This window comes from Aureimonas flava (genome assembly GCF_003583935.1).
In the GTDB taxonomy this organism is placed as follows: Bacteria; Pseudomonadota; Alphaproteobacteria; order Rhizobiales; family Rhizobiaceae; genus Aureimonas; species Aureimonas flava.
The window spans coordinates 452,935-476,443 of record NZ_QYRN01000001.1 but is presented as its reverse complement, the minus strand read 5'-3'; the positions used below and the strand labels follow the sequence as shown (position 1 = coordinate 476,443).

The window sequence follows — 23,509 nt, the reverse complement described above, 5'->3', positions numbered from 1 at the left end:
TAGATTGCAGGTAAGCCGCCATCCGATTGGGCTCGTTGTCCCTTTCGCGTTCGGCGGCTCAGGAGGATATGGTAAATGCGTGAGTGGCTCGCGAGCGTCGTCGGCGAAGGCCTGGCTCCCATCATGACGGTGATTCTCGCGGCTGCGCTCGTCATTTTGCTGGCGCTGGTGCTGATCGGGCTGGCCAAGCGGGTTTTCGCCGGCAGCGGCGGCATCGGCGGGCGCGCGCGGGCGCCCCGCCTCGCGGTGCTCGATATGGCGCCGGTGGATCCGAAGCGCAAGCTCGTGCTGGTGCGCCGCGACGACGTGGAGCACCTGATCCTGATCGGCGGCCAGAACGACCTCGTGGTGGAGCCGGGCATCGTGCGCGGCCAGACGCGCCGCGTGCGCCAGGAGCCGGGCTTCGCCGAGCCGGAACAGCGCCCGGCCGCGCCGCAGCAGGCCCTGCCGCATCGGCGCACGCCGCGCCCCAGCGTCCAGCCCGTGCCGACGGAGAGCCAGGCGCCAGGCGCCCACCCGCCGCTCGCGCCGGTGGCGGAAAGCCGCACCTCGGAGCCCCTGCCCGAACGACGGACCGAGCCCGCCGTCCGCGCGCCGGCCGTGACGGCCGATCGCGGCCCGTCGATGGACGATCGCGTGCCGGTCGCCGCGCCGTCCGTCGGACCCGCCGTTCAGGACACGCGATCCGAGCCACCGATGGCCGCACCCGCGCCGTCCGCGCCCATCGTGGCGCCTCCCATTGCCCCCCAGGCGCGCGTGGCGGAGGAACCGCCGATGCCGCGCCGTGTGGAGGCCGCGCCCGCGCCCGAGGTTTCGGCCAATCCGCTCCGCGTGGATCCGCCTGCCACGGACGTGCCGCTGATGCCGGCTGCCGTTTCCCGCCCGGCTTCCCCATCGGCGGCTGCCGCACAGGCCGCGCCCCGGCGACCGGAGCCCGCGCCGTCGAACGAAGACCGCGTCGAGCCGGCTCGTGCGGCGCTGGAACTGCCCCGCGCTACGCCCGTCGCCCCTCCGGTGGCCCCGGTCGTGGCGGCTCCGCGCCCGCCCGCGCCTCCTGCGGCGCCCGTGGTGACCCCGCCAATCTCCGCGCCGCCGCCGGCCGCGCCCGCCTCCGCTGCCGCGGCCCCTCGCCCGGCCACGCCGCCGCCTTCCGCCGCGCCGCCGGTTCAGCCGCCTGCGGCACCGCGCTCCATGGCCACCCCGACGCTTCCGCAACCGTCGCGCGCGACGCCTGTCGCGCCGCCTCCGCCGGCGCCCTCCCGCACCGAACCCGAGGCGACGTCGGCCCGGTCGCTCTGGTCGCCGACGCCGAACGCAACCGGCGCGCCCTCGCTGGCCGGGTCACCCGGCGGCGACACCCCGCGCCCTGAACGCGACGCGCCCTCGGCCAACACGGCCCCGTCGGTTTCGCTGCCGGACCGCGTTCCGGTCCGCTGGCCGTCGGCGCCTCTTGCGCCTCGCTCGGATGAATCCGCAAAGGCGGAAGTCGGTTTCGCAGGCCCTTCCGCCGACGCGCCGGAGCCGGCTCCGCCGCCGCTTTCTGTTAAGAGCTTCGCCACCACGATCCAGGAGCGGCGCGCACCGCCTCCGGTGGACATGCCCGTGCAGCCTCCCCGGCCGCCGCAGGCGACGCCAGCGGAAAATGCGCCCACTCCCGTCGCCGCGCCTGTCGCTCCCGCCGCTCGACGCGAGCCGGAACTCGACCTGCCGCCGGAGGAGCAGGAGCGCACACCGTTGACGCTCGAGGAGGAGATGGAGCGCCTCCTTCACGACTTCACGATCGACGTGTCCGAGCGGCGCTGAGGCCAGGACGGCCGACGCGATCGCACAGCGCCGACAGGTGTGCGGCGGCCCGATGGGCCGCCGGTCGGCCGCGAAGGTCACCGCGTTCCGGGATCGCGATGGACGAAGCGCGGCAACGATCCGCGCAAACGAAAACGGGCCGCATCAGCGGCCCGATTTCGTTTCGCGTGATCGACCTCGACCGGCCTATTCGTCGCGGTACACTTTTTCGCGACGTTCATGGCGCTCCTGCGCCTCGAGCGACATCGTGGCGATCGGTCGGGCGTCGAGGCGGCGTAGGCTGATCGGCTCGCCGGTCTCCTCGCAATAGCCGTAGGTCCCCTCGTCGATGCGCTCGATCGCGGCGTCGATCTTGGCGATCAGCTTGCGCTGCCGGTCGCGTGCCCGAAGCTCGATCGCCCGGTCCGTCTCCGACGAGGCGCGGTCGGCCGCGTCCGCCAGATTGGCGTTCTCGCTCGCCAGAGCCTCGAGGGTCTCGCGCGATTCGCGCAGAATGTCGGCCTTCCAGGTCAAGAGCTTCTTGCGGAAGTACTCCTTCTGGCGGTCGTTCATGAAGGCCCCGTCTTCCGGCAAGCCGGTTCCCAACGGAAGGGTTTCACTCATGCGGATCCTCCATCTTCGCCTTGGGCGGGCTTATAGCGAGCGTTGAAGAGCCGGACAAGTTGGGTGTCCAGCATTCCCCACCGACATGCGGAACGCTAAACTGCGATAAACGCAGCGGATTTGTGACATGCCGCTGAACACGCCGCGGCAGGCGCCTGGCATGCGTCTGCGCGAAGGCGGTGCGACGGAACAGCGCCGCACACCCGCACGGGTTGCAGCCAGTACGTGCCAGCCGGCGAACGAATCTCGACCGCGCCGCGCCCATATCCTATCGAGGACTCATGACGGTGGTTCGAACGGTTCATATCCTGCGGCACGCGCATTCCTCGTGGGCCGTGCCCGGGCAGCGGGATCACCAGCGCGCGCTGGACGATCGGGGCCGCGAGGACGCGGCGCGGCTCGCCGCACACCTCGGTGGGCGCGGGGCGTCGGTGGCGCGGGTCGCCTGCTCCACCGCCGTGCGGGCGCGCCAGACGCTCGACATCGTGCGCGGGGCCCTGCCGGATGCGCTGGACATCCGCTTCGACGACGATCTCTACGCACTCGGTCCCGCCGCCTACGAAGCGCAGATCCGGGCCTTCGGCGGACCGGGTGACCTGCTGCTCGTGGGCCACAACCCGACGATCGAACAGCTCGTCTTCGCCCTCTGCACGCGCGAAACCCCGGCACTTCGACTCGCGCGACCGGGGATCGGCACGGCTCATTGGCTGACCCTCGAGATCGAGGGCGACGCGCTCGACGGCGCGATGCGCGCCACGCTGCAGGACATCGTTAGGCCATAAGACGGCCGCGCGGCCTGTCGGGAGCGGTGCGGGCCGACTATATGCGAGGCACCCGCCCGCACATTCGAGATCCGATCGGTTTTCCATGCCCTCCATCGCCGACGAAGCGCGTATCGTCTTCGACAATCTCTCGGATCGGGGCGCGGGACTGTTCCACCCGACGTTGCGGCTCGGCGTCGCCGGGCTCTCTCGCGCCGGAAAGACGGTGTTCATCACCGCGCTGGTGCACAACCTCCTGCACGGCGGGCGCCTGCCCGTGTTCGAAGCGCATAGCTCCGGCCGAATCTCGCGGACGTATCTGGAGGAGCAGCCCGACGACGCGGTTCCGCGCTTCCAGTACGAGGAGCATCTGCGCGCGATGCTGGAAGATCGCGTCTGGCCGCAGTCGACGCGGGCGATCTCGGAGCTGCGGCTCACCATCGAATACGAGTCGGCGTCTGGCTGGATGCGGTTTCTGTCGCCCGGCAAGCTCTCGATCGACATCGTCGACTATCCCGGCGAATGGCTGCTCGACCTGCCGCTTCTGGAAAAAGACTTCGCGGCCTTCTCGGGCGAGTCTCTGGAGCGCGCGCGCCTCCCCTCGCGCGAGCGGATGGCGCGGCCGTTCCTTGATGCGCTCGCGGCGATCGATCCGGCCTCGCCCGCCGACGAGGGCGCGAGCCAGCGGCTGAGCGCGACGTTCGCGGACTATCTTCGCGCATGCCGCGAGGACCGCACGGCGCTCTCCACACTCCCGCCGGGCCGGTTCCTGATGCCGGGCGACCTCGAAGGGTCGCCGGCGCTCACCTTCGCGCCGCTTCCCGTGGAGCCGGGCCGCACCTACCCCAAGGGCAGCTACGGCGCGGTGCACGCGCGGCGCTACGAGGCCTACAAGACCGTGGTGGTGCGGCCCTTCTTCCGCGATCACTTCGCCCGGCTCGACCGGCAGATCCTGTTGGTCGACGCACTCCAGGCGATCAACGCCGGACCGGAAGCGGTGCAGGATCTCGAAACCGCGCTGGCGGACATCCTGGCCTGCTTCCGGCCCGGCCGAGCCTCCTGGCTGGGCTCCCTGTTCACCCCCCGCATCGACCGCATCCTGGTGGCGGCCACCAAGGCGGACCACCTGCACCGGACGAGCCACCAGCGGCTGGAGAACATCGTGCGCCGCCTGGTCGATGGCGCCGTGAGCCGGGCGAAGCTATCCGGCGCCGAGACCGAGGTGGCCGCCATGGCGGCCGTTCGCGCCACGCACGAGGCGACCGTCTCGGACCGCGGCGAGACGCTGCCGGTGATCGTCGGCACGCCCATCGAGGGCGAGGAGATCGGCGGGCAGCGCTTCGACGGGCGCACCGAGACCGCCGTGTTCCCCGGAGACCTGCCGGAGGATGCCTCGCGGATCCTGCGCGGGCGCGCCGACGGCACGGGGGCTCTCGATCCGCTCACCTTCGTGCGCTTCCGCCCGCCCCGGCTGGAGCGGACCGCCGAGGGGCTGACGCTCTCGCTGCCGCAGATCCGGCTCGACCGTGCGCTCCAGTTCCTGCTGGGAGACCGCCTCGCATGAGCGACCTGCCGCCGCGCCGCCCGTCCGCCTTCGCCGTGGATCCGCCATCGGCGCCAATGCCGCGCGCCGCGCGCGAGCCGCGCAGCTTCTCCGATCTGGAGCGGGTGCGGATCGAGCCGGACGACGCGCTGGAGGCGGAAGCGGCGGCGGCACTGGACGCGGAACCCGCCGCGGGCCGGCGGCGCAGCTTCTCCTTCGGCCGGCTGGCGCTGGGGGCGCTCGGCGCCCTGGTCTCGCTCGCCTTCGGCCTCGCGCTCGACGCCTTCGTGCGCGACCTCTTCCAACGATCGGACTGGCTCGGCTGGACGGCGCTCGTGCTCGCCCTGCTCCTCGTGCTCGGTCTCGTCGGCGTCGTCGGGCGCGAGGCGATCGGCATCATGCGGCTGAACCACGTGGAGCGCGAACGCGCCGACGCGCGGCGCGCCTTCGAGACGGACTCCGCCGCCGACGCGGCCGAGGTCGTGGCCAGGCTCGCCAAGCTGGTGTCGGCCCGGCCGGAGACCGCGGCGGGACGCGAGCGGCTCCACGCGCTGCGCGACGACGTGATCGACGGTCGCGACCTGCTGACGCTCGCCGAGCGCGAGCTGCTGCTGCCGCTCGACGCGCGGGCGCGCGCGCTGGTGCTCGCCTCGTCCAAGCGCGTGTCGGTGGTGACGGCCGTCAGTCCCCGCGCCTTCATGGACCTCGCCTTCGTGCTGTTCGAGACGGTACGCCTGATCCGCGCGGTGTCGACGCTCTACGGCGCGCGGCCGGGCGCGCTCGGCCTCCTGCGCCTCGTTCGCGACGTCCTGGCGCATCTGGCCGTCACCGGCTCCATCGCGGTGGGCGACGGGATGGTGGGCCAGGTGGTCGGCCACGGGCTTGCCGCCCGCCTGTCGGCCAAGCTCGGCGAGGGCATCGTCAACGGGCTCTTGACGGCGCGCATCGGCATCGCGGCGATGGACCTGTGCCGCCCGCTGCCGTTTCTCAGCGTCCAGCGACCGCGCATCGGCGATTTCCTGAGCGATCTCAAACCGATGGGAAGCGACTGAGCGGCTAGGGGGCCGACCTGACACCGCATCGTGAAAGGTTCGGTTAACCGTTCCGAGCGATAGATAGGCGCATGTCCTTGCCGCTCCGAAGGCCCGCCATGCTCCGCCCCATCGTCGCCGGTTTCTCGCTTCTGTCCCTCGCCTGCACGGCGGCCCTCCCGGCACGCGCAGCGGACGTGGACGAGGCCTTCTTCAAGACCGTTTTCGGGCGCTGGACCGGACCGGGCGAGATCGTCGCGGGCAAGTACAAGGGCACCAAGTTCGTGTGCGACCTGTCCGGCCTCCAGCCCGACAAGGCCGTGGGCATGTCGCTAGACGGAAGCTGCCGCGTCGGCATGTTCTCGCAGCCGATGAACGCCACCTTCACCAAGGGCGGCTCCTCCTACAAGGGCACCTTCCTGGACGGATCGGGCGGCAAGGGCCTCGACATCGTGTCGGGCGACGTCTCGGGCAACCGGGTCGTGGTCGGCCTCGACCGCAAGCAGCTCAAGGGCGCGATGGTCGCCCGGCTCGAGGAGAAGAACAAGCTGATGATCACGATCTCGGTGCAGGTCGCGGGCGAGCTCGTTCCCGTGATCGGCATGACGCTGAAGCGCGACGAGACCGTGCGGAAGGCGTCGCTGGCCGACTGAGGATCAGCCGGCGCACCACCAGTCGGGCGACGCCTCCAGACGCACGATGCCGCTGGTATCAAGCCGCGCCAGACACTCGGCCGCCGTCGCGCCCGCGACCGACAGGTCCGGCGCGATCTCGGCCAGCGGCACCATCACGAAGGCCCGCTCGGCCATGCGCGGGTGCGGCAGCGTCAGTCGGTCGCCGCGCATCACGACGCCGCCGAAGTCGAGGACGTCGAGGTCCACGGTGCGCGGCCCCCAACGCACGCTTCGGTCCCGGTGCAGCGAAAGCTCGATCCCCAGGCATCGCGCGAGGAGCGCCTCGGCATCGATTTCGGCCTCCACCCTGGCGCAGGCGTTGAGGAAGGGCGGCTGCTCCACGGGGCCCCAGGGCGGCGTCCTGTAGACCGACGACACCTCTGCGACGCGCGTGCCCGGCGCCGCATCCAGCGCGCGCAACGCCGTCGCCATGGCCCGGACCGGATCGCCGAGGTTGCCGCCCAGCCCCAGGAACGCGACGGTCATGCCTGCCTCCCGGCCAGCGCCGCATCCACGACGGCGAGGGCGTCGCGCGTCGGCGCCACGGCATGGACGCGCAGGATGGAGACCCCCCGCTCGCGCAGGAGGACGCCCGTCGCGGCCGTGGCGACGTCGGCGTCGCCCGTGTCGCGGTCGAGAACGCCGCGCACGAAACGCTTGCGCGAGGTGCCGGCGAGGATCGGAAAGCCGAGATCGGCCAGCTCGCCCACACGCATCATCAGCTCGAGATTCTCCTCCGGCGCCTTGGCGAAACCGAACCCCGGATCGATCACGATGCTCTCGTCCGCCACCCCGGCGGCGCGGGCGATCTCGATCGAACGGCCAAGGAAGGCCCGCTGGTCCTCGATCACGTCGGGAAGCTTCTCGCGTTCGCGGCCGGTGTGCATCAGGCAGAGCCCAGCGCCGGTACGGGCGGCCACCTCGGCGATGCGCCGGTCCTTCTGGGCGCCCCACACGTCGTTGACGATCGACGCGCCCGCCTCCACGGCCAGCGCGGCCGTCTCGGCGCGATAGGTGTCGATCGAGATCGCCACCTCGCAGCGCGCGCGAAGCGCCCGGATCACCGGCAGCACGCGGCGCTGCTCTTCGGCGGCATCCACCGGCTCGGCGCCCGGGCGGGTGGATTCGCCACCCACATCGACGATCGACGCGCCCTCCGACACCATCGCGAGGGCGGCCTCCACCGCGCGCGCCACGCTGCCGTCGTACAGGCCGCCGTCGGAGAAGCTGTCGGGCGTGACGTTCAAGACGCCCATGATGACCGCGCGCGGACCCAGCCGCAGCTCGCGCCGGTGCCCAAGGCGCCAGATGCGCTCGACGTTCATGCCGCTCCCCGCGCGGGCGGCGCAGCGAGACCCATGGTCCGCGCCACCCCAATTAATCCGCAATCGTCCCTTGTATCTGCTTCGAACCCGCGTAGCGTAGGGGTTGGGTGTTTCAAGGGTCGAGGCTTGCGACGATGCGGCGACTTCTGATCTCCGGCCTTGCGGCGGGATGGATGGCCACCGGCGTGGCGCACGGCGCCGAGATCACGGAACGAACCACCTATTTCATGGTCCAGGGCGCGACCTTCGCGGAACTCGACCGCGCGCTCGGGATGACCGGGCCGCTCCTGTCGGGCGGCGAGCGCCACGCGGGCTCGACCAAGGTCACCTTCTCGCGCGATCTCGAATTCGCGTCGCGCAAGATGGGCTGCCAGGTCAGCCGCACCAATCTGCGCCTCGATCTCGTCACCACCCTGCCCCGCTGGAACGCGCCGGGCCGGGCCGACCCGCAGACGCGCACGAAGTGGAAGATCCTGCAGCGCGACATCGCCGAGCACGAGGCGCATCACTCGAAGATCGCCAAGACCTGGCTCGACCGGATGAACCGCGAGCTTCTGGCGCTTCCGGCCGAGCCCACGTGCGCCCGAATGGAACTCGTCGCCACGCGGCGCGTCCACGAACTGCAACTCGACCACGCGAATGCGCAGGTCGGGTTCGACCGGGCGGAAGCCCGCGTGGTCGACTCCCGGCTCAACGGCAAGCTCGCCGCCGCCACCGGCAAGGCGATCCGCTAGATTGGACGAATAGCCCCTCACGCCTGGCGCGGGGGCACCGTGAGCGTGAGCCCGCGCAACTCGGGCCGTACCCGGATCTGACAAGACAGGCGCGAGTTCGCACGCACGTCCAGCGCGAAGTCCAGCATGTCCTCCTCCATCGCCTCCATTGGCGCCAGCTGTCCGATCTGCGCCTCGTCCACATAGACGTGGCACGTCGCGCAGGCGCAGGCGCCGCCGCAATCGGCGTCGATCCCCGGCACGTCGTTGCGGATCGCCGCCTGCATCACGCTGGAGCCGTCGGGCGCGTCGATTTCGTAGCGGGTGCCGTCGGGGGCGAGGAAGATGATCGCGGTCATGCCTGCGGTTAGAACGGTGGCGCGCGGGGGTCAACCGTCCGGCGGCGGCGGCGCGCCTCGCGGGTTATCAACAGATGCGTCGGCGAAAAGGAAGGGCCCGCGACCGAGGCCGTGCGCCGCGGGCTATCCTTAACGTGCCGACGCCGATTCGCGGCTTCAGACGCGGAATCGGCGGCGAAGGCGCGGCGGCCCCTACGTCAGGTGCGTTCAGCTTTGGAACGGGTCGCCCGCCGCGTTCGGTCAAGAGATCGATACCGCGTCGCGCGGCATTTCGATTTTGACGTTAACCAAATGTTTAAACTTGTATCGAAGCCCGGAATTGCGGGTTTCCTTCCGCCTCCGTGCCCTCTAGTTTGATGGCGTGTAGAAGGCCCGCAATCCGCGTTTCGGAGGGCGGGGTGGTAGCGGTGGAACGGAGCTCGGCCTGTCATGCGGCAGCGACCCTTCGTTCACCCCACGAGTAAACGAGTACGGGGCGGCGGGTCATGTCGAAGATCAAGACGGCTGAACAGCTATCGGACGAAGCAGTCACCGAGCTGGAGGCTGCGCTTCAGGACACGGATTTTCTCGGAGCGGAGGCCGAGGAAGGCAGCGTCTCGGGAACCGCCGAAGGGCATGTGGAGCGCGACACGCTCGCCCCGTCCGAAATGAACATCGACTTCGCCCTCACCGAGTTCGACCGCTCGGTGGAGGAGGCCACGAGCGCCAGCGCGGCCGAGCAGCACGAAGCGTCCCCCCTTTCCGCCGACGGCGAGACCGCCGTTCCGCCCGAGCCCGAGTTCCAGCTCGCCGAGGAGGAGCTGATCGCCTCCATGGGCGACTCCGACCGCATCGCCCCCCCCGCCTCCGCCGACCGGATCGGCAGCGCGGTTCCGCCCGTGGCGGCCGCCATCGCGGCGGGAACCGCCAGCACCGGGGCGCACGACGCCCCTCGCGCGCGCGTTGCCACCCCGCCGCCGGCCGCACGGCAGGAACCCGCCGCCGCCCCCGAGCCGATCCGCGCCTCTCGCACGCGTGACTTCAAGTCGTCCGTCGCCAACGACGAGCAGCGTTCCGCCGCCGTGATGGCGGATGCCCTCCTCACCCGCCGGTCCTCCCGCCGGACGCTGGTGATCGGCGGAGTGGTCGCGGCCGCCTGGGTTGTGCTGGCCGGCGCCGCCTCGTTCGCCTTCCTGACCGCCAACGGCTCGCCCGCCCCCGCCGCGCCGACGCTGGCGCTCGCGACCCTTGCCGTGGTGCTCCCTGCCCTCCTGATCCTCGCCTTCGCCGTGATGGTGCGGCGCTCGCAGGACCTGCGGCTGATGAGCCGTTCGCTCGCCGAGGTCGCGCTACGGCTGGCCGAGCCCGAGAACATCGCTTCCGAGAAGGTGACCAGCGTCGGCAACGCCATCCGCCGCGAGGTCGCCGCGCTCGGCGAGGGCGTCGAGCGCGCTCTGTCGCGCATGGGCGAGCTCGAGGGCATCGTGCATTCGGAAGTGTCTTCGCTCGAGCGGGCCTATGCCGACAACGAGGTGAAGATCCGTTCCCTGGTCAACGACCTGTCGAGCGAGCGCGAGGCGATGCTCTCGCACGCGGAGCGTCTCCGGTCCTCCGTGGTCGGCTCGCACGACCGGCTGATCGGCGACGTCGACACCGCCTCCACCCGCATCATCCGGCAGGTCGAGGAGGCCACCCAGCGATTCCACTCGCTGCTGGACGAGCGCGGGGCCGCGCTGTCGCAGGCCTACGAGGACCGTAGCCAGACGCTGACCACCATGTTCGACAACCGCAGCCGCGAGATCGAGGCCGAGCTGAGCGGCAGCAGCGCCAGCGTCATCCAGCGCATCGGCGAGACGGCCGAGGAGACGACGCGCCGCCTCGCCCAGACGGGCGAGGACCTGGCGCGCTCGCTGCGGGCCCAGGCCGAAGAGCTCCAGGCGCGCTCCGACGATCTCGTCCAGCGCGTTTCGGCGATCGGCGAGCAGGCCGGCGAGCGCCTGCGCGACTCGAACGAGACCGTCCTGCGGACGCTGGCCGAGCGCACGGAGAGCCTCGCCGCCGGGTCCGAGAGTTTCGACCGTCGTCTCGGCGAGACGCTGGACGAGCGTTCCGCCCGCATGCTCGCGGAGAACGAGACGCTGATCGCCTCGCTCACCGGGGGCCTGGACCAGCGGCTTTCGCATCTGGCGTCGGAGACCGAGCGCCTGTTGCGCAATCTCGACGAGGCCTTCGACACCCGCATCCAGAACGCGACCGCCCTCCTCGGCGCGCGCAACGAGGACGTGCTCGGCCGCTTCGACGAGCGCCTCGCGCAGCTCGAGGGCGCTCTGTCGGGCAAGGGCGCCCAGCTCGTTCAGACGATCGAGGGGCAGGCCCTCGCGATCGATCGGTCGGCCGAACGCTTCGCCGTGGTGCTTTCCGAAACGTCCGGCAACTTCTCGCGCGACGTCGCCGACCGCACCCAGGAGATCCGCCAGGCCATCGACGGCGGACGCGGCGACCTCGCCGCCGTGGCCGAGTCGGCCCGCCAGGGGATCGACGCGAGCTTCGCCGCCCATTCCGAGCATGTTCGATCGAGCTTCGACGCGCAGATCGGTTCGCTGGGCGCCGTGCTGAGCGATCGCGCGGCAGACATCGACACCTCCCTCGCCTTCGCCCAGCAGACCCTGCTGGCGCAGTTCGAGGAACGCGGCACCGCGCTCGCGCAGTCGATCGAGCAGAACGTCACCCGCATGGAGGCGATCATTGGCAGCGCGGAGGGCCGCATGGTGTCGGGCGTCGATGCCCGTGCCGACCGCCTCGAAGCCGCCCTCTCCGCGGCGGACAGCCAGGCCGACCAGCGCTTCCAGTCGCGCATGGACCGCATGAACGCGCTTCTTGCCGAGCGCGGATCCGCCATCGAGGTCGCGCTCGACCAGCGCACCGAGGTTCTGTCCGGCGAGTTCGAGACGCGGCTGGAAGCCCTCGATCGCATGCTGGAGCAGCGCACCCGGCGCTTCGTCACCGAGTTCGACGAGCGCAACGAGACGCTGACCACCGGCCTCGCGGACCGTCTGGCCGCCAGCGAAGCCTTCATGCGCGACAGCGGCGAGCGGCTGTCTCACTCGCTGGAGCTCTATACCTCGCGCGTCGGAGACGACGTGATCGGTCGCCTCGAAGCGGCGCTGATGACCGGCGACGACCGTCGTCAGGAGTTCCTGGCCGGGCTCGAGACCCGCACGGCGGGCATCGAGGCGAGCTTCGAGCAGTCGGTCGAGCGCGTCGTCAACGAGCTCGCGGCTCGGGTCCGCGACCTGTCGTCAGCGGTGGACAACTCGCATGTCGGGCTGACGGAAAGCCTCGACGAGCGCACGGCGCGCTTCGCCCGCGAGATCGACCACAATGCCGGCACCGTGCTTTCCGCGGTGGAGAATGCGCTGTCGCTGCTGATCCAGGGCCTCGACGGCCGCGGCTCCGCGCTGCGCGACGCGGTGGAGGGTGCGCGCAGCGCCATCCTGGACGGTCTGGACGAGCGCGTCGTCTCCATGCGCCGCATGGTGGACGCCTCGGAGAGCTCGCTGATCGCCGACCTCGACGATCGCGCGGGCCGCATCGCCTCGACGCTCGAGAGCGGCAACGCGACCATCCTCTCCACGCTGGAAACGCGCATCGCGGCCCTGCGTCAGGCGCTGGTCGAATCCGACGGCCTGCTGGCGACGGCCATGGACGAGCGCCGCGACAACCTCACGTCCGCGATCGAGGACGTCGCCGGCTCGCTGGCCGCGACGCTCGGCGACCGGGCCGACGACGTGCGCCGCGTGCTGGAGCAGAGCGCCGGCAACGTGACCACCGCGCTGGAGACCAAGCGCGAGGAGATCGCGGCCGCCCTCGCCGCCGGCACCGTGAGCCTCTCGGCGGCGCTGGACGAGCGCACCGGCGCCATCAACGCCAGCCTGGAACGCGGTCTCGGCAACGTGGAGCGCACCCTTTCGGGCCGCACCTCCATGATCGCCGACACGCTGCGCGAGTCGATCGTCGCCGCCTCCGCCCGCATGGGCGAGGAGGCCGACCGGGCTCGTGCCGGCCTCGAGACCGAGACGCAGAAGATCGCCATCATCATCGGCGAGCTGGGCTCGACCTTCCGCACCTCCTCGGCGGAGGCACAGTCGGAGTTCGTGGCCGAGGCGGAGCGCTTCGAAGAGCGCATCCGCGCGGTGATCCAGTCGGTCCAGGAGACCAGCGAGGCGGCGCGCAACGAGCTGACCGGCGAGAGCGCGCAGATCGCCGAGGGCATCTCGCTCTCCGCCGAGTCGATCCGGCGCGTCGGCCAGGAGGCGCAGGAGCGGTTCGCCGCCGAGGCACAGCAGCTCGGCCGTCAGGTCAGCGACGTCGCAGGCCGCATGCGCGCCGACGCGGAAGAGCTGCGCGAGGCGCTGGCCCTCGAGGGCGACGCCTTCACGACGCAGATCGGCGGCGCCTCGCTCGCCATGCGCAGCGAAGCCGAAGCGGCGCGCGAGCGCCTGTCCGAGGTGGCCGGCGAGTTCGCGGGCGGGTTGGAGGCCATGGCCGACCGCCTGCGCCAGGATGCCGAGGCCGCGCGCCAGATCGTGGTCCAGCAGGCGGAGTCGCTGTCCGGGGACATCGACCACGCCTCCGACCGCCTCCGTCTCATCGGCGACAAGACCCGCGAGCAGTTCGCGGCCGACGCCGTGCAGATCCGCGAAGAGGTCGCCTCCGCGGCCGTGCAGGTCCGCGAGCAGTCCGACGTCCTGCGTCGCGAGGTCGCGGAACAGACGGCGGCGATTGGTGCCGAGTTCGGGAACGCCAGCACCAGGCTCCGGGAAGCCGGCGAGCTGTCGCGCCGCAACCTCCTGGACGATGCGGGCCGCATCACCGGCGAAGTGGCGCGCGTCGTGGACGCTATGCGCGGCGAGACGGATCGTGCCCGCGAGCAGATCGGCGAGACGGCCGGACAGCTCGTCGCCGAGCTCACCGGTGCGACCGACCGCTTCGAGGCGAGCTCGGGCGATGCGCGCGAGCGCATGGCCACCGATGCCGCCCGCATCGTCGGCGAGATCGACGCTGTGGCATTGTCCATGGCCGAGCAGGCCGAGAGCGCGCGCCAGCGCTTCCTGGCCGACGCCGAGAGCTTCGCCGAGCGCGTTCGCGGGACGGCGGGCCTCATCCGCGACGAGACCGGCCAGAGCGTGTCGCTCCTGGGCGAGCGCACGGACGGGTTCGTCGCCGAGCTCGGCGCCCTGTCCGATCGCCTGTCCTCGATGCTCGCCAGCACGTCGGTCGGCCTGAACGACGACCTGTCGCGCTCCGTCGCCGCCCTACGCGAGGAGATCGAGGGCACGTCCTCGCGCATCCGCGGCGAGATCCTGTCGGTCGCCGGCAGCATTCGCGAGGAAACCGCGCAGGTCTCGGGCGAGATCCTGCGCGAGGCGGAGGAGGCGCGGGCCGCGCTGGCGGGCGAAGGCTCGCAGGTGGTGCTCGGTCTTTCGGCCGCGGCCACGGCGCTTCGTCTCGAAGCCGAGCGCGCCCGCGACCAGATGGTCGAGGTCAGTGCCGGGTTCGGCACCGACATCGCCGAACGCGTCGCCTCGTCCGAGCGCGACCTGTCGGAGAGCGCCGACCGTGTCGGCGAGCGCATGACCGAGCGCACGCGCGCCCTGTCGCAGCTCCTGGCCGAGCGCAACGCGGAGCTGGCCGACCTGATCGAGACCCGCACCGGACCGATCGTCCAGCGCCTGTCCGAGACCGGTTCCGCCGCGATCGAGGCCCTGGAAGGCACGTCCGACCAGGTGGCCGAGCGCTTGCGCGCGGAGAACGCGGCCGTGGTCGCGGACTTCATCCAGCGCACGGAGGAGACGGTTCAGCGCCTCGGTCGCTCGTCGGCCGAACTCCTGTCGGCCCTGGACGCGCGCTCCGAGGAAACGGTCAGCCGCGTCGCCGGCGCCCGTGGCCAACTCGGCCAGGAGGTCACGCAGCTCCTCGACCGCCTGGACAACAGCAACGATACGCTGCGGACAATGCTGGAGGACGCCAGCGGCTCCATCAGCCGCGTCGAGACCTCGCTGATTGACACGCGCGACCGCTTCCGCACTGAGGCGATGCGCGTCGAGGACGAGATCACCTCCTCCTCCGACCGCCTCGAGCAGTCCATCGCGCGCATGGACGGCGTCACCTCGACGGCGTTCACGCAGATCGGCGGGATGACCGAGAAGTTCGCAGAGCACGGGCGTCTCCTGTCGGACGCCGCCCGTCTCCTGGACGAGACGCAGACCAACCTGCAGGGCACGCTGGAAGAGCGGCACGAGGGGCTCACCCTGCTGGCCGGCAGCCTGGCCGACCGCTCGCGCGACATTTCGGCCATGCTCAACTCCTTCGAGGGCGTCGTGGAGCGACTGTTCTCGCAGGCGGAAGCGCGTGCCCGCGCGGTGGCCGGAACGGTCACCGGCGAGCTGGGGACCAGCCTCGGGGAAGCCGAGCAGCAGCTCGAGGAGACCGAGCGCCGTTCCCAGGCCGCCGCCGAGCAGGTCCGCGAGGCCCTGCGCACGGTGATCGAGGAGGCTTCGGAGAAGTTCGCCGGGGCCACGTCTGAGATGCGTCGGGCTGCCGGCGACATGCGCCGCGAGCTGGAGACGGCACGCACGGAGATCCGCCGGGGCGTGTTCGAGCTGCCGGAGGAAACCCGCGAGAGCACCCGTGCGATGCGCCGTGCGGTGTCCGACCAGATCCGCGCGCTGCGCGAGCTGAGCGACATCGTCTCGACCTCCGGTCGGGCGATGGACGTGCGCAAGCCTGCCACGGACAACCGTGGCGCGCGCGCACCGTCCGCCCCCGCCGAGGCGGAACGCCGCGCTGCACCGCCAGCGGTCGGCGGCAACCTCGCCTACGATATGCGCGGCGGCCCGGACGCGGCCCGTATGCTGTCGTCGCAGCAGACCTCGTCCGAGGTTCAGCCGGCCCGCACGGGCGAGTTCTCGCCGCTCCGGCCGGCTGCGCCTGCCGAGCGCGTGGCGCGCGACGCGCCGACGGCGCGTCCCGCCGCGGACGAGACCGAGGGCGGCTGGGTGTCCGACCTCCTGCGTCGCGCCTCGCAGGACGAGGAGCCCGAGGCGAACGTCGAGGCGCCCGCCTCGGCCGCGCCGGCGGCGCGGGCCGAGCGCAGTCAGGCGCATGTGGTGGACTCGCTCAACTCGCTGTCGGTCGATATCGCCCGTGCGATCGACCACAACGTGTCGGTGGAACTCTGGGACCGCTATCGCAACGGCGAACGGAACGTCTTCACCCGTCGCCTCTACACGATGAAGGGTCAGCAGACGTTCGACGAGATCCGCCGCAAGTACCAGCGGGACGCGGACTTCCGCCACGCGGTGGACCGCTACATCGCGGACTTCGAGTCGCTCCTCCAGGATGCCTCGCGCCGCGACCCGGACAACACGCGGAGCAAGTCCTACCTGACCTCCGACACCGGCAAGGTCTACACGATGCTGGCCCACGCCTCCGGACGCTTCGACTGACGGCGAAGGGTGCATCGAGAACAAACGAAAGGGCGGAGCCTCGCGGCTCCGCCCTTTTTCGTCCCCGAAGCTGAACACGCCCACTATCACCGGCGCGGTTGGGGACGGCGGTTCACCGTGCGGCGCAAGACGACCGTAGGTGGCACCTGGCCCCGATTAGGCATATCGACTGCGACATGGGCGATGGGGTTCGTCACGGGCGAACAAGCCGTATGAGGCATGGGACGACGTCCGATGCAGCCGCTGAAAGGTTGCCGCGTGTCATCGAGATGGCCCGCGCATGGCGAAGCTAGCTGGAGCGGTCATTACGCCTCTCGCGCGGCACGCTCCGTGTGGTCCCTCCAGCCGTTCGATACGAGGTGGGCGGAAATGTGGGAGCCGGACGCGTCAGGCTCGCGCCATGAGGAAGCGAGGGGCGCAGGGTTCTCCGGACTGCACCGCATGGGGGTTCCAATGCCTACGCGCCAGTCCGGGTCCGGTGGGGCGCGCCTGCTATTCGACCGACGCCCCTGCAACGGGTTTCGATGCGTTGCGCCCTTCATGGCGATGAGGACGTTCGCGCCGAAACGATCGTGACGGGACGCGCCGCGCGCGGCCGAGCTCCACCGGAGATCGGGGTGTCGCCGCGCATGAAAAAGCCCGCCGAAGCGGGCTTTCATCGGTTCGCGTAGAGGCCTCGTCGTGGAGGTCAGATCAGGCGGATCATCCAGCCGACGATCTCGTCGGCCACCTGCGAGAAGGCCGCGTCGAGCGACGTCACGTAGGCCGACGGGTCTCCGTTCGCGACCGGAACCGCCGCCTGGAAGACGCGGCTTCCGCGCACCACGCCGGTGCGGTCGTTCAACGCCTTGACCGAAATCTCGACCACGGCCGTCGCGCTCGGCTGGAACGCGATCTCGAATCGGCGCAACTCGGTGACGACCTGGTAGTCGATGGCGAGGCCCTGCCCCGGCACGCCGGCGGCGCCGATGCGCCCCGTGTTCTGGAACGCCTGGAGCAGGCGAAGCTGCACGAGGCGCGGAAGCCGGTCGCTCCACTGACTGTCCGCCAGGCCTTCGATGGTCTGCGGCGTCGGCTTGACGACGATCTGTTGGCTGTCGAGCGTGCGCGTCGCCGTGGGCTCGGGCAGCAGGATCTGCGCCCGCGTGGACGCGGAGCCGACGGCCGCGGCGCGCGGCGGCGACAGCTCGAACGTCGCCGGCGGTGTCTTGAGCGAGGCGCAGGCCGACAGCGCGAGCGCCGCCACAACCAGGCCGGACCATCTTGCCGCAGCGTTTCGTGCCATCTGGATCCTCGACGCATTTACAGGCGGAACACGCAAGCTGGCGCGCTTCCGGTGGGTTTCAAAGGGGCGCAGCGCCTCTTCCGGCCGCTTCGCCCGACACTGTTGCCGGCGGAACACCCGCCGGCGGGCGGCGCTGCGGGTCAGCGCCGCGTCCGGCCGTCGAACTGACGCACCTCGCCGCCGCCGTCGCCGCCGTAGATCACGCGGCTCGGGTTGTTGGCGAGATCGATGATCGCCCGCTCGATCCGGGTGACGGCCTGCGTCGTCTCGCGGATGAGGTTGCGCGCGTCCTGGAGGCCCTGGCCGGTGAAGTTCTGCAGGTTGGCCGAGATCGGGCCGATCGCGCGCTGGATCGTCTCCGCCGTCTGGCGGATGCTCTGCAGCGTCGCCCGCGCCTCGGTGGTGAGGCCCTGCCCGTCCGGGCTGTTCACCAGCCCGTTGACCGAGTTGATCAGCGTCTGGACCTGGTTCGACGCCACCTTCAGGCTGGCGCTCGTGTCCTCGACATTGGTGATGATGCTGTTGATGTCCTCGCGGCGCGAATTGATGTTGTCCGCCACGCCGCGAACGGAATCGGCGGCGGCCGCGATGTTGTTGGTGGCCGACGACACGTCGTTGACCGCCTGGTTGATGGTCGACGCGCTGACAGCCGCGAGCAGCGTGTCGATGCGGGCGCGCGTGCCGTTCAGCCCTTCCAGCGCGCCGTTGAGGGTCTGCAGCGCGGTGTCGGCGCCGGCGACAACCGAGCCGACGCGGCCCGACTGGGCGTTCAGCGCGCCGGTGAAGCCGCTGACGCTGTCGATGGTCGAGCGCACCTGATCCGGGTTCACCGCCGCGGTGATCTGAGACACGTCGGCAAGCGTGGAGTCGAGGCGCGTCGCCACGCTGGTGGCGGTCTCGGAGATCGGGCCGAGACGCGCCAGGAAGTCCTGAACGCTCGGCAGGTTCTGGTTGATCGTGTCGCCGACGGCGCCGAAGCCGGAGACGGCCGTGGAGACGGACTCGATCGCGCGCGTCACGTTGCCGGTCTGGTCGCGCAGCGACTGCGTGATCGCCGCGACGTTCTGGATCGACTGGTTGACTGCCGCCACGTCCAGCGCGCCGATGAAGGTGCTGGCCCGGCTCATCAGATCGGGAAGCTGGAGCGCCACGTTGTTGGCGCTGCGCGAAAGCTCGGCGAGGCTGGCCAGGAAGTCGTCGATCTGGTCGGCGTTGGAGGCGAGGCTGTCGGTGAAGGTGCGCACGTTGGTGGAGGTCTGCGCCACGTTGTCGGCAGTGGTGCGCACCGCCGGCCCGATCGCCTGCACGATCTGCTCGAACTCTCCGAGGATGTTGTTGGCGCGGTCGGCGATGTCGCGCGCCGTCGCCAGGATGTCGGTGACGTCGGACGGATTGGCGGTGATGACCGGCGTCGCGCCCTGCTCCATCGCGGATTCGATGATGTTGCGATCGTTGACGTTGCCGCCGGTGAGCCCGATGAAGCCGATGCCGGTCAGGCCCTGGAAGCCGATCGTGGCAGTGGTCGAGGTGGTGACGGGCGTGGCGCGGTCGATCTGCGTGGTGGCGATCACGACGCGCGGATTGTTGGGGTCGATGCGCAGGTTCGTGACCGAACCGACCGCAAGGCCGTTGAACAGCACCTGGCTGCCCTGGCTGAGGCCGGACACCGAGCCCTCGATCCGCACCAGGAGGGGAATGCGCGAGTCGCGATCGGAAACGTTCGCGGACCAGTAGACGAAGCCGAAGCTCGCCAGAAGCACCGCGACGGTGAACACACCGACGAGGATGTAGTTGGCTCTGGTTTCCATCACTCGTTCTCGCTGTAGTACGGATTCTCGTCCTTGGGCACGACATAGCGAGCCCGCTTGCCGTGGAAGTACGACCGAACCCAGTCGTCGTCGAAGTCCAGCATCGTCTGGAGCGGCCCTTCCACGAGGACCTTCTTCTTGCCCAGCACCGCGATTCGGTCGCAGGCCTGGAAAAGGCTGTCGAGGTCGTGCGTCACCATGTACACCGTCAGCCCGAGCGTATCGCGCAGCGTCATGATGAGTTCGTCGAAGTCCGCCGCGCCGATCGGGTCGAGGCCCGAGGTCGGCTCGTCCAGGAACACGATGTCCGGGTCCAGGGCCAACGCGCGGGCGAGCGCGGCGCGCTTGATCATGCCGCCCGAAAGTTCGGACGGGTATTTGTCGGCCGCGTCCGCGGCCAGCCCGACGAGGTCGATCTTCAACCGCGCCAGTTCGTCCATCAGCTTGGGCGAGATGTCGAGATACTCGCGCATCGGCACCTGGATGTTCTCGAGCACCGTCAGCGAGGAGAACAGCGCGCCCTGCTGGAACAGGACGCCCCAACGCTGCTCGACGCTGAGGCGCGCGGCCTCGTCGGCGCGCTCGTAGTCGACGCCGAAGACCTCGATCGTGCCGCCCTGCTTGGCGTTGAGGCCGAGGATCGTGCGCAGGAGAACGGACTTGCCGGTTCCCGAAGCGCCGACGAATCCAAGGATCTCGCCGCGCCGCACGTCGAGCGACAGGCCGTCGAGGATCGTCTTGGAGCCGAAGCGCACCGTCACGTCCGTCGCGCGGATGATGACGTCGTGGTCCTCGGAGCGGGGTTTGGTGTCAGTATCCGATGGCGGCATAGAAGATCGCGAACACGGCATCCAGGAGGATGACAAGGAAGATGGACTTGACCACCGAGGCGGTCACGTGGCGGCCGAGGCTTTCGGCGCTGCCGCCGACCTTCAGACCTTCGAGCGAGGCGACGACGCCGATCACGATGGCCATGAACGGCGCCTTGATGAGGCCGGCGAACACGGTTCCGATGTCGATGGCGCTGCGCATGCGGGTGATGAAGGCGTCGGGCGTGATGCCGGAATAGATCCAGGTCACGGTGATCGCGCCCAGTAGGCCCGCGATGTCGGCGATGAAGGCGAGGAGCGGCAGCACCAGCGTCAGCGCCACGATGCGCGGAAACACCAGGACGCCGATCGGGTTGAGGCCGATGACCTGAAGCGCGTCGACCTCCTCGCGCATCCGCATCGAGCCGATCTCCGCCGTGATGGCGCTGCCGGAGCGGCCGGCGATCATGATGGCGGTGAGGAGGACGCCGATCTCGCGGAGCTGGAGGATGCCCACCAGATCGACCACGAAGATCTCCGCGCCGAAGTTGCGAAGCTGGAAGGCGCCCTGCTGCGCGATCACGGCGCCGATCAGGAAGCTCATCAGCGCGATGATCGGCACGGCGCGCACGCCCATCCGGTCCATCTGGCTGACGATCGCCGCCGGACGCCAGCGCTGCTTGCCGGTGATGCGTCGGCCGGCGCCGTAGAGCGAGGCGCCGACGATGTTGAGGCCCATCATCGATTCGCGACCCACCGCGAAGACGTTGGCACCGATGGCGGCGAAGAAATCGGCGACCTTCGAGGTCCGCTTCGCCTTGACCTCCGGCCGAGGCGTGTCGAGCGCCTTGCGCACCGCCTCGAACAGCATGGTCTCGGCATGGCCGAGCCCTTCCGAGCGGATCTCGGCACCCTTCTCGCCGAGGCCGCGCTCCAGCCTCTCGATCAGCAGCGCGCCGGACGTGTCGAGCCGCCCCACTCCGGAGAGGTCGAACGTCACGGCCTTGCCGAGGTCGGCCTTCCGCGTCTCGTCGACGACCTGCTCCACGCCGCCGATGGTGCGTGCGAGCCAGTCGCCGGCGAAATGCAGCACGACGCCGCCATTGCCCTTCTCCGCGTCGAGCGAAGGGGCGGCGCCGTCCGGGCGACCATCCTTCTTCGGTGCCCTTTCGGGTTGCGGAGTATCCAGCATGCGATCGCTCGGGTCGGAGGTTGGCAGTCGAAAAATCTCGCCGATGCGCTCGCATCGCCGGCTAAAGTTTGTGAAGGCAGAGTTAGCTTGCATCGTGTGCGATGCAATGCCCACCCGAGTTTGTCGAGGAAATATGATGCCGCGTCGTCTTTCAGTCACAGTGGACCGCTTCCCGCTGGCGCGCCGCTTCACCATCGCGCGTGGCTCTAAGACCGAGGCCGTGGTGGTCGTCTGCACCCTCGACGAAGGCGCCGCGCGAGGCCGAGGCGAATGCGTGCCCTATGCGCGCTACGGCGAGAGCGTCGAGAGCGTGTGCGCGGCGATCGAGGGTGCGCGATCCGCGGTCGAGGCCGGCGCGACGCGGCAGGAGCTGCAGGACCTCCTGCCCGCCGGCGCGGCCCGCAACGCGCTGGACTGCGCGTTCTGGGACCTCGAGGCCAAGCGCGACGGCGACGGAGTGGCCCGGCGGCTCGGCATCGCCCGCCCCCGTGCCGTGGACACGGCCTTCACCATCTCCTTGGACACCGCCGACGAGATGCACCGGGCAGCCGCCGCCGTGCGGGGGCGCAGCGTCCTCAAGGTCAAGGTCGGCGGGCCGGAGGGCGATGCGGAAAGGATGCGGGCCGTGCGCGCGGCGGCGCCGGGTGCGCGACTCATCATCGACGCCAACGAGGGCTGGCGGCCGGAAACGATCCGTGAGCTGATGCTGGCGGCGGCGGGGGTCGGAGCGGCGGTGGTGGAGCAGCCGCTGCCGGCGGGGCAGGACGAGATGCTTGCCCGGATGCCAAGGCCGGTGCCGGTCTGCGCGGACGAATCGGTGCACGGCAGCGGCGACCTTGCGAGCCTCGTCGGCCGCTACGACTACGTGAACCTCAAGCTCGACAAGACCGGCGGGCTGACCGAGGGGCTGAGGTTCCTGCGCGAAGCGCGCCGGCTCGGCTTCGGGGTGATGGCGGGCTGCATGGTCGGCTCGTCGCTCGCCATGGCGCCGGCCGTGCTCCTCGCGCAGGAGGCCGAGCTCTGCGATCTGGACGGACCGCTCCTGCTGGCGGAGGATCGGGCGGACGGGCTGGCCTACGAGGGCTCGACCGTGGGCGCGCCGAGCCCGGCGCTCTGGGGTTGAGGGCGCGTCAGGCGGCCTTGGCGGGCTCGAGCGGCTTGATCTCCTCGGACTGCGGCAGGTCCACGAGCTGAGGCGCCGCCGCGGGTAGGCCCGTCCAGGTGAGGAGTTCGAGCGAGCCGTCGTGACGCTCGGCGATCGCGGAGCAGCTTTCCACCCAGTCGCCGCTGTTGACGTAGAGCATCCCGGCCCGCTCCGCGATCTGCGGGTGGTGGATATGGCCGCACACCACGCCGTCGCATCCCATGCGCCCGGCCTCGGAGGCGAGCGCGGTCTCGAAGGCGCCGATGAAGGACACGGCGTTCTTCACCTTGAGCTTGGCCCAGGACGAGAACGACCAGTAGCCGAAGCCGAAGCGGCGGCGGAACTGGTTGAACACGAGGTTGATCGCGATGGCTGCGTCGTAGGCCCAGTCGCCGAGATAGGCGATCAGACGCGCGTTGCGCACCACGACGTCGAACTCGTCGCCGTGCATCACCAGGAGGCGCCGTCCGTCCGCCGTCTCGTGCACGTCGGTCAGCCGCACCTCGATCCCGCCGAAATGCTGGCCGGGGAAGCCGCGTAGGAACTCGTCGTGATTGCCGGGAACGTAGACGATCTGCGTGCCCTTGCGGGCCTTGCGCAGGAACGCCTGCACCACGTCGTTGTGGGACTGCGGCCAGTGCCACGCGCGCTTGAGCCGCCATCCGTCCACGATGTCGCCGACCAGATAGATCTTCTCCGCATCGTGCACGGCGAGGAACGCCAGGAGGCGTTCGGCCTGCGCCGCCTTGGAGCCCAGATGCAGGTCGGAGATGAAGAGCGTGCGGAAATGCCGGATCGGACCAGGCGTTCTCGTCGGCGTCATGGGCGTCGGCCCCCTTCGCTTGCCATTGGGGGCAAACTGGCCGTTTTGCATTGCATCCATGTGACGCCGCGCGTTCCGCCCGGAGCTTGTCTACCGCGGTCGCCGCAGGCATTAGTCGGTCCACGCATGATCGATGCGGGTCCGGCGCA

At 70.4% G+C, this 23,509-nt stretch carries 17 protein-coding genes; 8 read left to right on the top strand and 9 right to left on the bottom strand.

Features of this window, described 5'->3' with window-relative positions; genetic code table 11:
* The first annotated feature begins 75 nt into the window (after positions 1-75).
* A complete protein-coding gene (locus tag D3218_RS02325) occupies positions 76-1,803 on the top strand; it encodes a flagellar biosynthetic protein FliO (protein WP_119538261.1) in 1,728 nt (575 codons plus the stop codon).
* Positions 1,804-1,989: 186 nt separating this feature from the next.
* Here the strand turns inward: D3218_RS02325 and dksA are convergent, their stop codons facing one another.
* Positions 1,990-2,406, bottom strand: a complete 417-nt coding sequence (dksA, locus tag D3218_RS02320; protein WP_119538260.1) for an RNA polymerase-binding protein DksA — start codon at positions 2,404-2,406, stop codon at positions 1,990-1,992.
* A gap of 281 nt (positions 2,407-2,687) precedes the next feature.
* On the opposite strand from dksA, the gene D3218_RS02315 reads away from it, so the two are divergent.
* The 4 genes from D3218_RS02315 to D3218_RS02300 all read left to right on the top strand — a co-directional run bounded on the left by D3218_RS02315 (position 2,688) and on the right by D3218_RS02300 (position 6,394).
* Positions 2,688-3,188 (top strand): SixA phosphatase family protein, encoded by a 501-nt coding sequence (locus D3218_RS02315; RefSeq protein WP_119538259.1) that lies wholly within the window; start codon positions 2,688-2,690, stop codon positions 3,186-3,188.
* An 85-nt stretch (positions 3,189-3,273) separates the two neighbouring features.
* Entirely contained in the window at positions 3,274-4,731 is a 1,458-nt protein-coding gene (locus tag D3218_RS02310) for a YcjX family GTP-binding protein (protein WP_119538258.1), read from the top strand.
* The gene (locus D3218_RS02305; protein WP_119538257.1) at positions 4,728-5,762 is read left to right on the top strand and encodes a YcjF family protein; all 1,035 of its coding nucleotides are present in this window, start codon (positions 4,728-4,730) and stop codon (positions 5,760-5,762) included. Before D3218_RS02310 ends, D3218_RS02305 begins: the two co-directional genes overlap by 4 nt.
* A 98-nt stretch (positions 5,763-5,860) precedes the next feature.
* Positions 5,861-6,394, top strand: coding sequence for a hypothetical protein (locus tag D3218_RS02300; RefSeq protein ID WP_119538256.1), 534 nt, complete (start codon positions 5,861-5,863; stop codon positions 6,392-6,394).
* 3 nt (positions 6,395-6,397) lie between these two features.
* On the opposite strand, the gene folK is transcribed toward D3218_RS02300, so the two are convergent.
* Together folK and folP are read right to left on the bottom strand one after the other, a co-directional pair.
* Positions 6,398-6,901, bottom strand: a complete 504-nt coding sequence (gene folK / locus D3218_RS02295) for a 2-amino-4-hydroxy-6-hydroxymethyldihydropteridine diphosphokinase (RefSeq protein WP_119538255.1) — start codon at positions 6,899-6,901, stop codon at positions 6,398-6,400.
* Positions 6,898-7,740 carry a dihydropteroate synthase gene (folP, locus tag D3218_RS02290; RefSeq protein WP_119538254.1) on the bottom strand — a complete coding sequence of 281 codons (843 nt, stop codon included), beginning with the start codon at positions 7,738-7,740 and terminating at the stop codon, positions 6,898-6,900. Before folP ends, folK begins: the two co-directional genes overlap by 4 nt.
* Positions 7,741-7,874: 134 nt before the next feature.
* Between folP and D3218_RS02285 the strand changes: the two genes are divergently transcribed.
* Positions 7,875-8,474, top strand: a complete 600-nt coding sequence (locus D3218_RS02285) for a DUF922 domain-containing protein (RefSeq protein WP_119538253.1) — start codon at positions 7,875-7,877, stop codon at positions 8,472-8,474.
* Positions 8,475-8,491: 17 nt separating this feature from the next.
* Here the strand turns inward: D3218_RS02285 and D3218_RS02280 are convergent, their stop codons facing one another.
* Positions 8,492-8,812 (bottom strand): 2Fe-2S iron-sulfur cluster-binding protein, encoded by a 321-nt coding sequence (locus tag D3218_RS02280; protein WP_119538252.1) that lies wholly within the window; start codon positions 8,810-8,812, stop codon positions 8,492-8,494.
* A gap of 485 nt (positions 8,813-9,297) precedes the next feature.
* Here D3218_RS02280 and D3218_RS02275 point away from each other — a divergent pair, with 485 nt between their 5' ends.
* Positions 9,298-16,299 carry an apolipoprotein A-IV repeat region-like domain-containing protein gene (locus D3218_RS02275; protein ID WP_119538251.1) on the top strand — a complete coding sequence of 2,334 codons (7,002 nt, stop codon included), beginning with the start codon at positions 9,298-9,300 and terminating at the stop codon, positions 16,297-16,299.
* Positions 16,300-16,987: 688 nt separating this feature from the next.
* On the opposite strand, the gene D3218_RS02270 is transcribed toward D3218_RS02275, so the two are convergent.
* The 4 genes from D3218_RS02270 to D3218_RS02255 all read right to left on the bottom strand — a co-directional run bounded on the left by D3218_RS02270 (position 16,988) and on the right by D3218_RS02255 (position 21,393).
* Positions 16,988-17,584 carry an ABC-type transport auxiliary lipoprotein family protein gene (locus D3218_RS02270; RefSeq protein WP_119538250.1) on the bottom strand — a complete coding sequence of 199 codons (597 nt, stop codon included), beginning with the start codon at positions 17,582-17,584 and terminating at the stop codon, positions 16,988-16,990.
* A gap of 140 nt (positions 17,585-17,724) precedes the next feature.
* Positions 17,725-19,392, bottom strand: a complete 1,668-nt coding sequence (locus tag D3218_RS02265) for an MlaD family protein (RefSeq protein WP_119538249.1) — start codon at positions 19,390-19,392, stop codon at positions 17,725-17,727.
* A complete protein-coding gene (locus D3218_RS02260) occupies positions 19,392-20,222 on the bottom strand; it encodes an ABC transporter ATP-binding protein (protein WP_119538248.1) in 831 nt (276 codons plus the stop codon). Before D3218_RS02260 ends, D3218_RS02265 begins: the two co-directional genes overlap by 1 nt.
* Positions 20,203-21,393 carry an ABC transporter permease gene (locus tag D3218_RS02255; protein ID WP_119538247.1) on the bottom strand — a complete coding sequence of 397 codons (1,191 nt, stop codon included), beginning with the start codon at positions 21,391-21,393 and terminating at the stop codon, positions 20,203-20,205. Before D3218_RS02255 ends, D3218_RS02260 begins: the two co-directional genes overlap by 20 nt.
* A 136-nt stretch (positions 21,394-21,529) precedes the next feature.
* On the opposite strand from D3218_RS02255, the gene dgcA reads away from it, so the two are divergent.
* Complete coding sequence (dgcA, locus tag D3218_RS02250; protein ID WP_119538483.1) at positions 21,530-22,516, top strand: N-acetyl-D-Glu racemase DgcA; 987 nt, start codon at positions 21,530-21,532, stop codon at positions 22,514-22,516.
* Positions 22,517-22,523: 7 nt separating this feature from the next.
* On the opposite strand, the gene D3218_RS02245 is transcribed toward dgcA, so the two are convergent.
* Positions 22,524-23,360, bottom strand: coding sequence for a UDP-2,3-diacylglucosamine diphosphatase (locus D3218_RS02245; protein ID WP_119538246.1), 837 nt, complete (start codon positions 23,358-23,360; stop codon positions 22,524-22,526).
* Between the last annotated feature and the right edge of the window lie 149 nt (positions 23,361-23,509).

Coding starts and splice junctions, on each gene's coding strand:
- D3218_RS02260 (WP_119538248.1), bottom strand. CDS start 20,222: ATGCCGCCATCGGATACTGACACCAAACCCCGCTCCGAGGACCACGAC.
- D3218_RS02275 (WP_119538251.1), top strand. CDS start 9,298: ATGTCGAAGATCAAGACGGCTGAACAGCTATCGGACGAAGCAGTCACC.
- D3218_RS02305 (WP_119538257.1), top strand. CDS start 4,728: ATGAGCGACCTGCCGCCGCGCCGCCCGTCCGCCTTCGCCGTGGATCCG.
- D3218_RS02285 (WP_119538253.1), top strand. CDS start 7,875: ATGCGGCGACTTCTGATCTCCGGCCTTGCGGCGGGATGGATGGCCACC.
- D3218_RS02315 (WP_119538259.1), top strand. CDS start 2,688: ATGACGGTGGTTCGAACGGTTCATATCCTGCGGCACGCGCATTCCTCG.
- D3218_RS02255 (WP_119538247.1), bottom strand. CDS start 21,393: ATGCTGGATACTCCGCAACCCGAAAGGGCACCGAAGAAGGATGGTCGC.
- D3218_RS02270 (WP_119538250.1), bottom strand. CDS start 17,584: ATGGCACGAAACGCTGCGGCAAGATGGTCCGGCCTGGTTGTGGCGGCG.
- D3218_RS02300 (WP_119538256.1), top strand. CDS start 5,861: ATGCTCCGCCCCATCGTCGCCGGTTTCTCGCTTCTGTCCCTCGCCTGC.
- D3218_RS02280 (WP_119538252.1), bottom strand. CDS start 8,812: ATGACCGCGATCATCTTCCTCGCCCCCGACGGCACCCGCTACGAAATC.
- dksA (WP_119538260.1), bottom strand. CDS start 2,406: ATGAGTGAAACCCTTCCGTTGGGAACCGGCTTGCCGGAAGACGGGGCC.
- dgcA (WP_119538483.1), top strand. CDS start 21,530: ATGCCGCGTCGTCTTTCAGTCACAGTGGACCGCTTCCCGCTGGCGCGC.
- D3218_RS02310 (WP_119538258.1), top strand. CDS start 3,274: ATGCCCTCCATCGCCGACGAAGCGCGTATCGTCTTCGACAATCTCTCG.
- D3218_RS02245 (WP_119538246.1), bottom strand. CDS start 23,360: ATGACGCCGACGAGAACGCCTGGTCCGATCCGGCATTTCCGCACGCTC.
- folP (WP_119538254.1), bottom strand. CDS start 7,740: ATGAACGTCGAGCGCATCTGGCGCCTTGGGCACCGGCGCGAGCTGCGG.
- D3218_RS02325 (WP_119538261.1), top strand. CDS start 76: ATGCGTGAGTGGCTCGCGAGCGTCGTCGGCGAAGGCCTGGCTCCCATC.
- folK (WP_119538255.1), bottom strand. CDS start 6,901: ATGACCGTCGCGTTCCTGGGGCTGGGCGGCAACCTCGGCGATCCGGTC.
- D3218_RS02265 (WP_119538249.1), bottom strand. CDS start 19,392: ATGGAAACCAGAGCCAACTACATCCTCGTCGGTGTGTTCACCGTCGCG.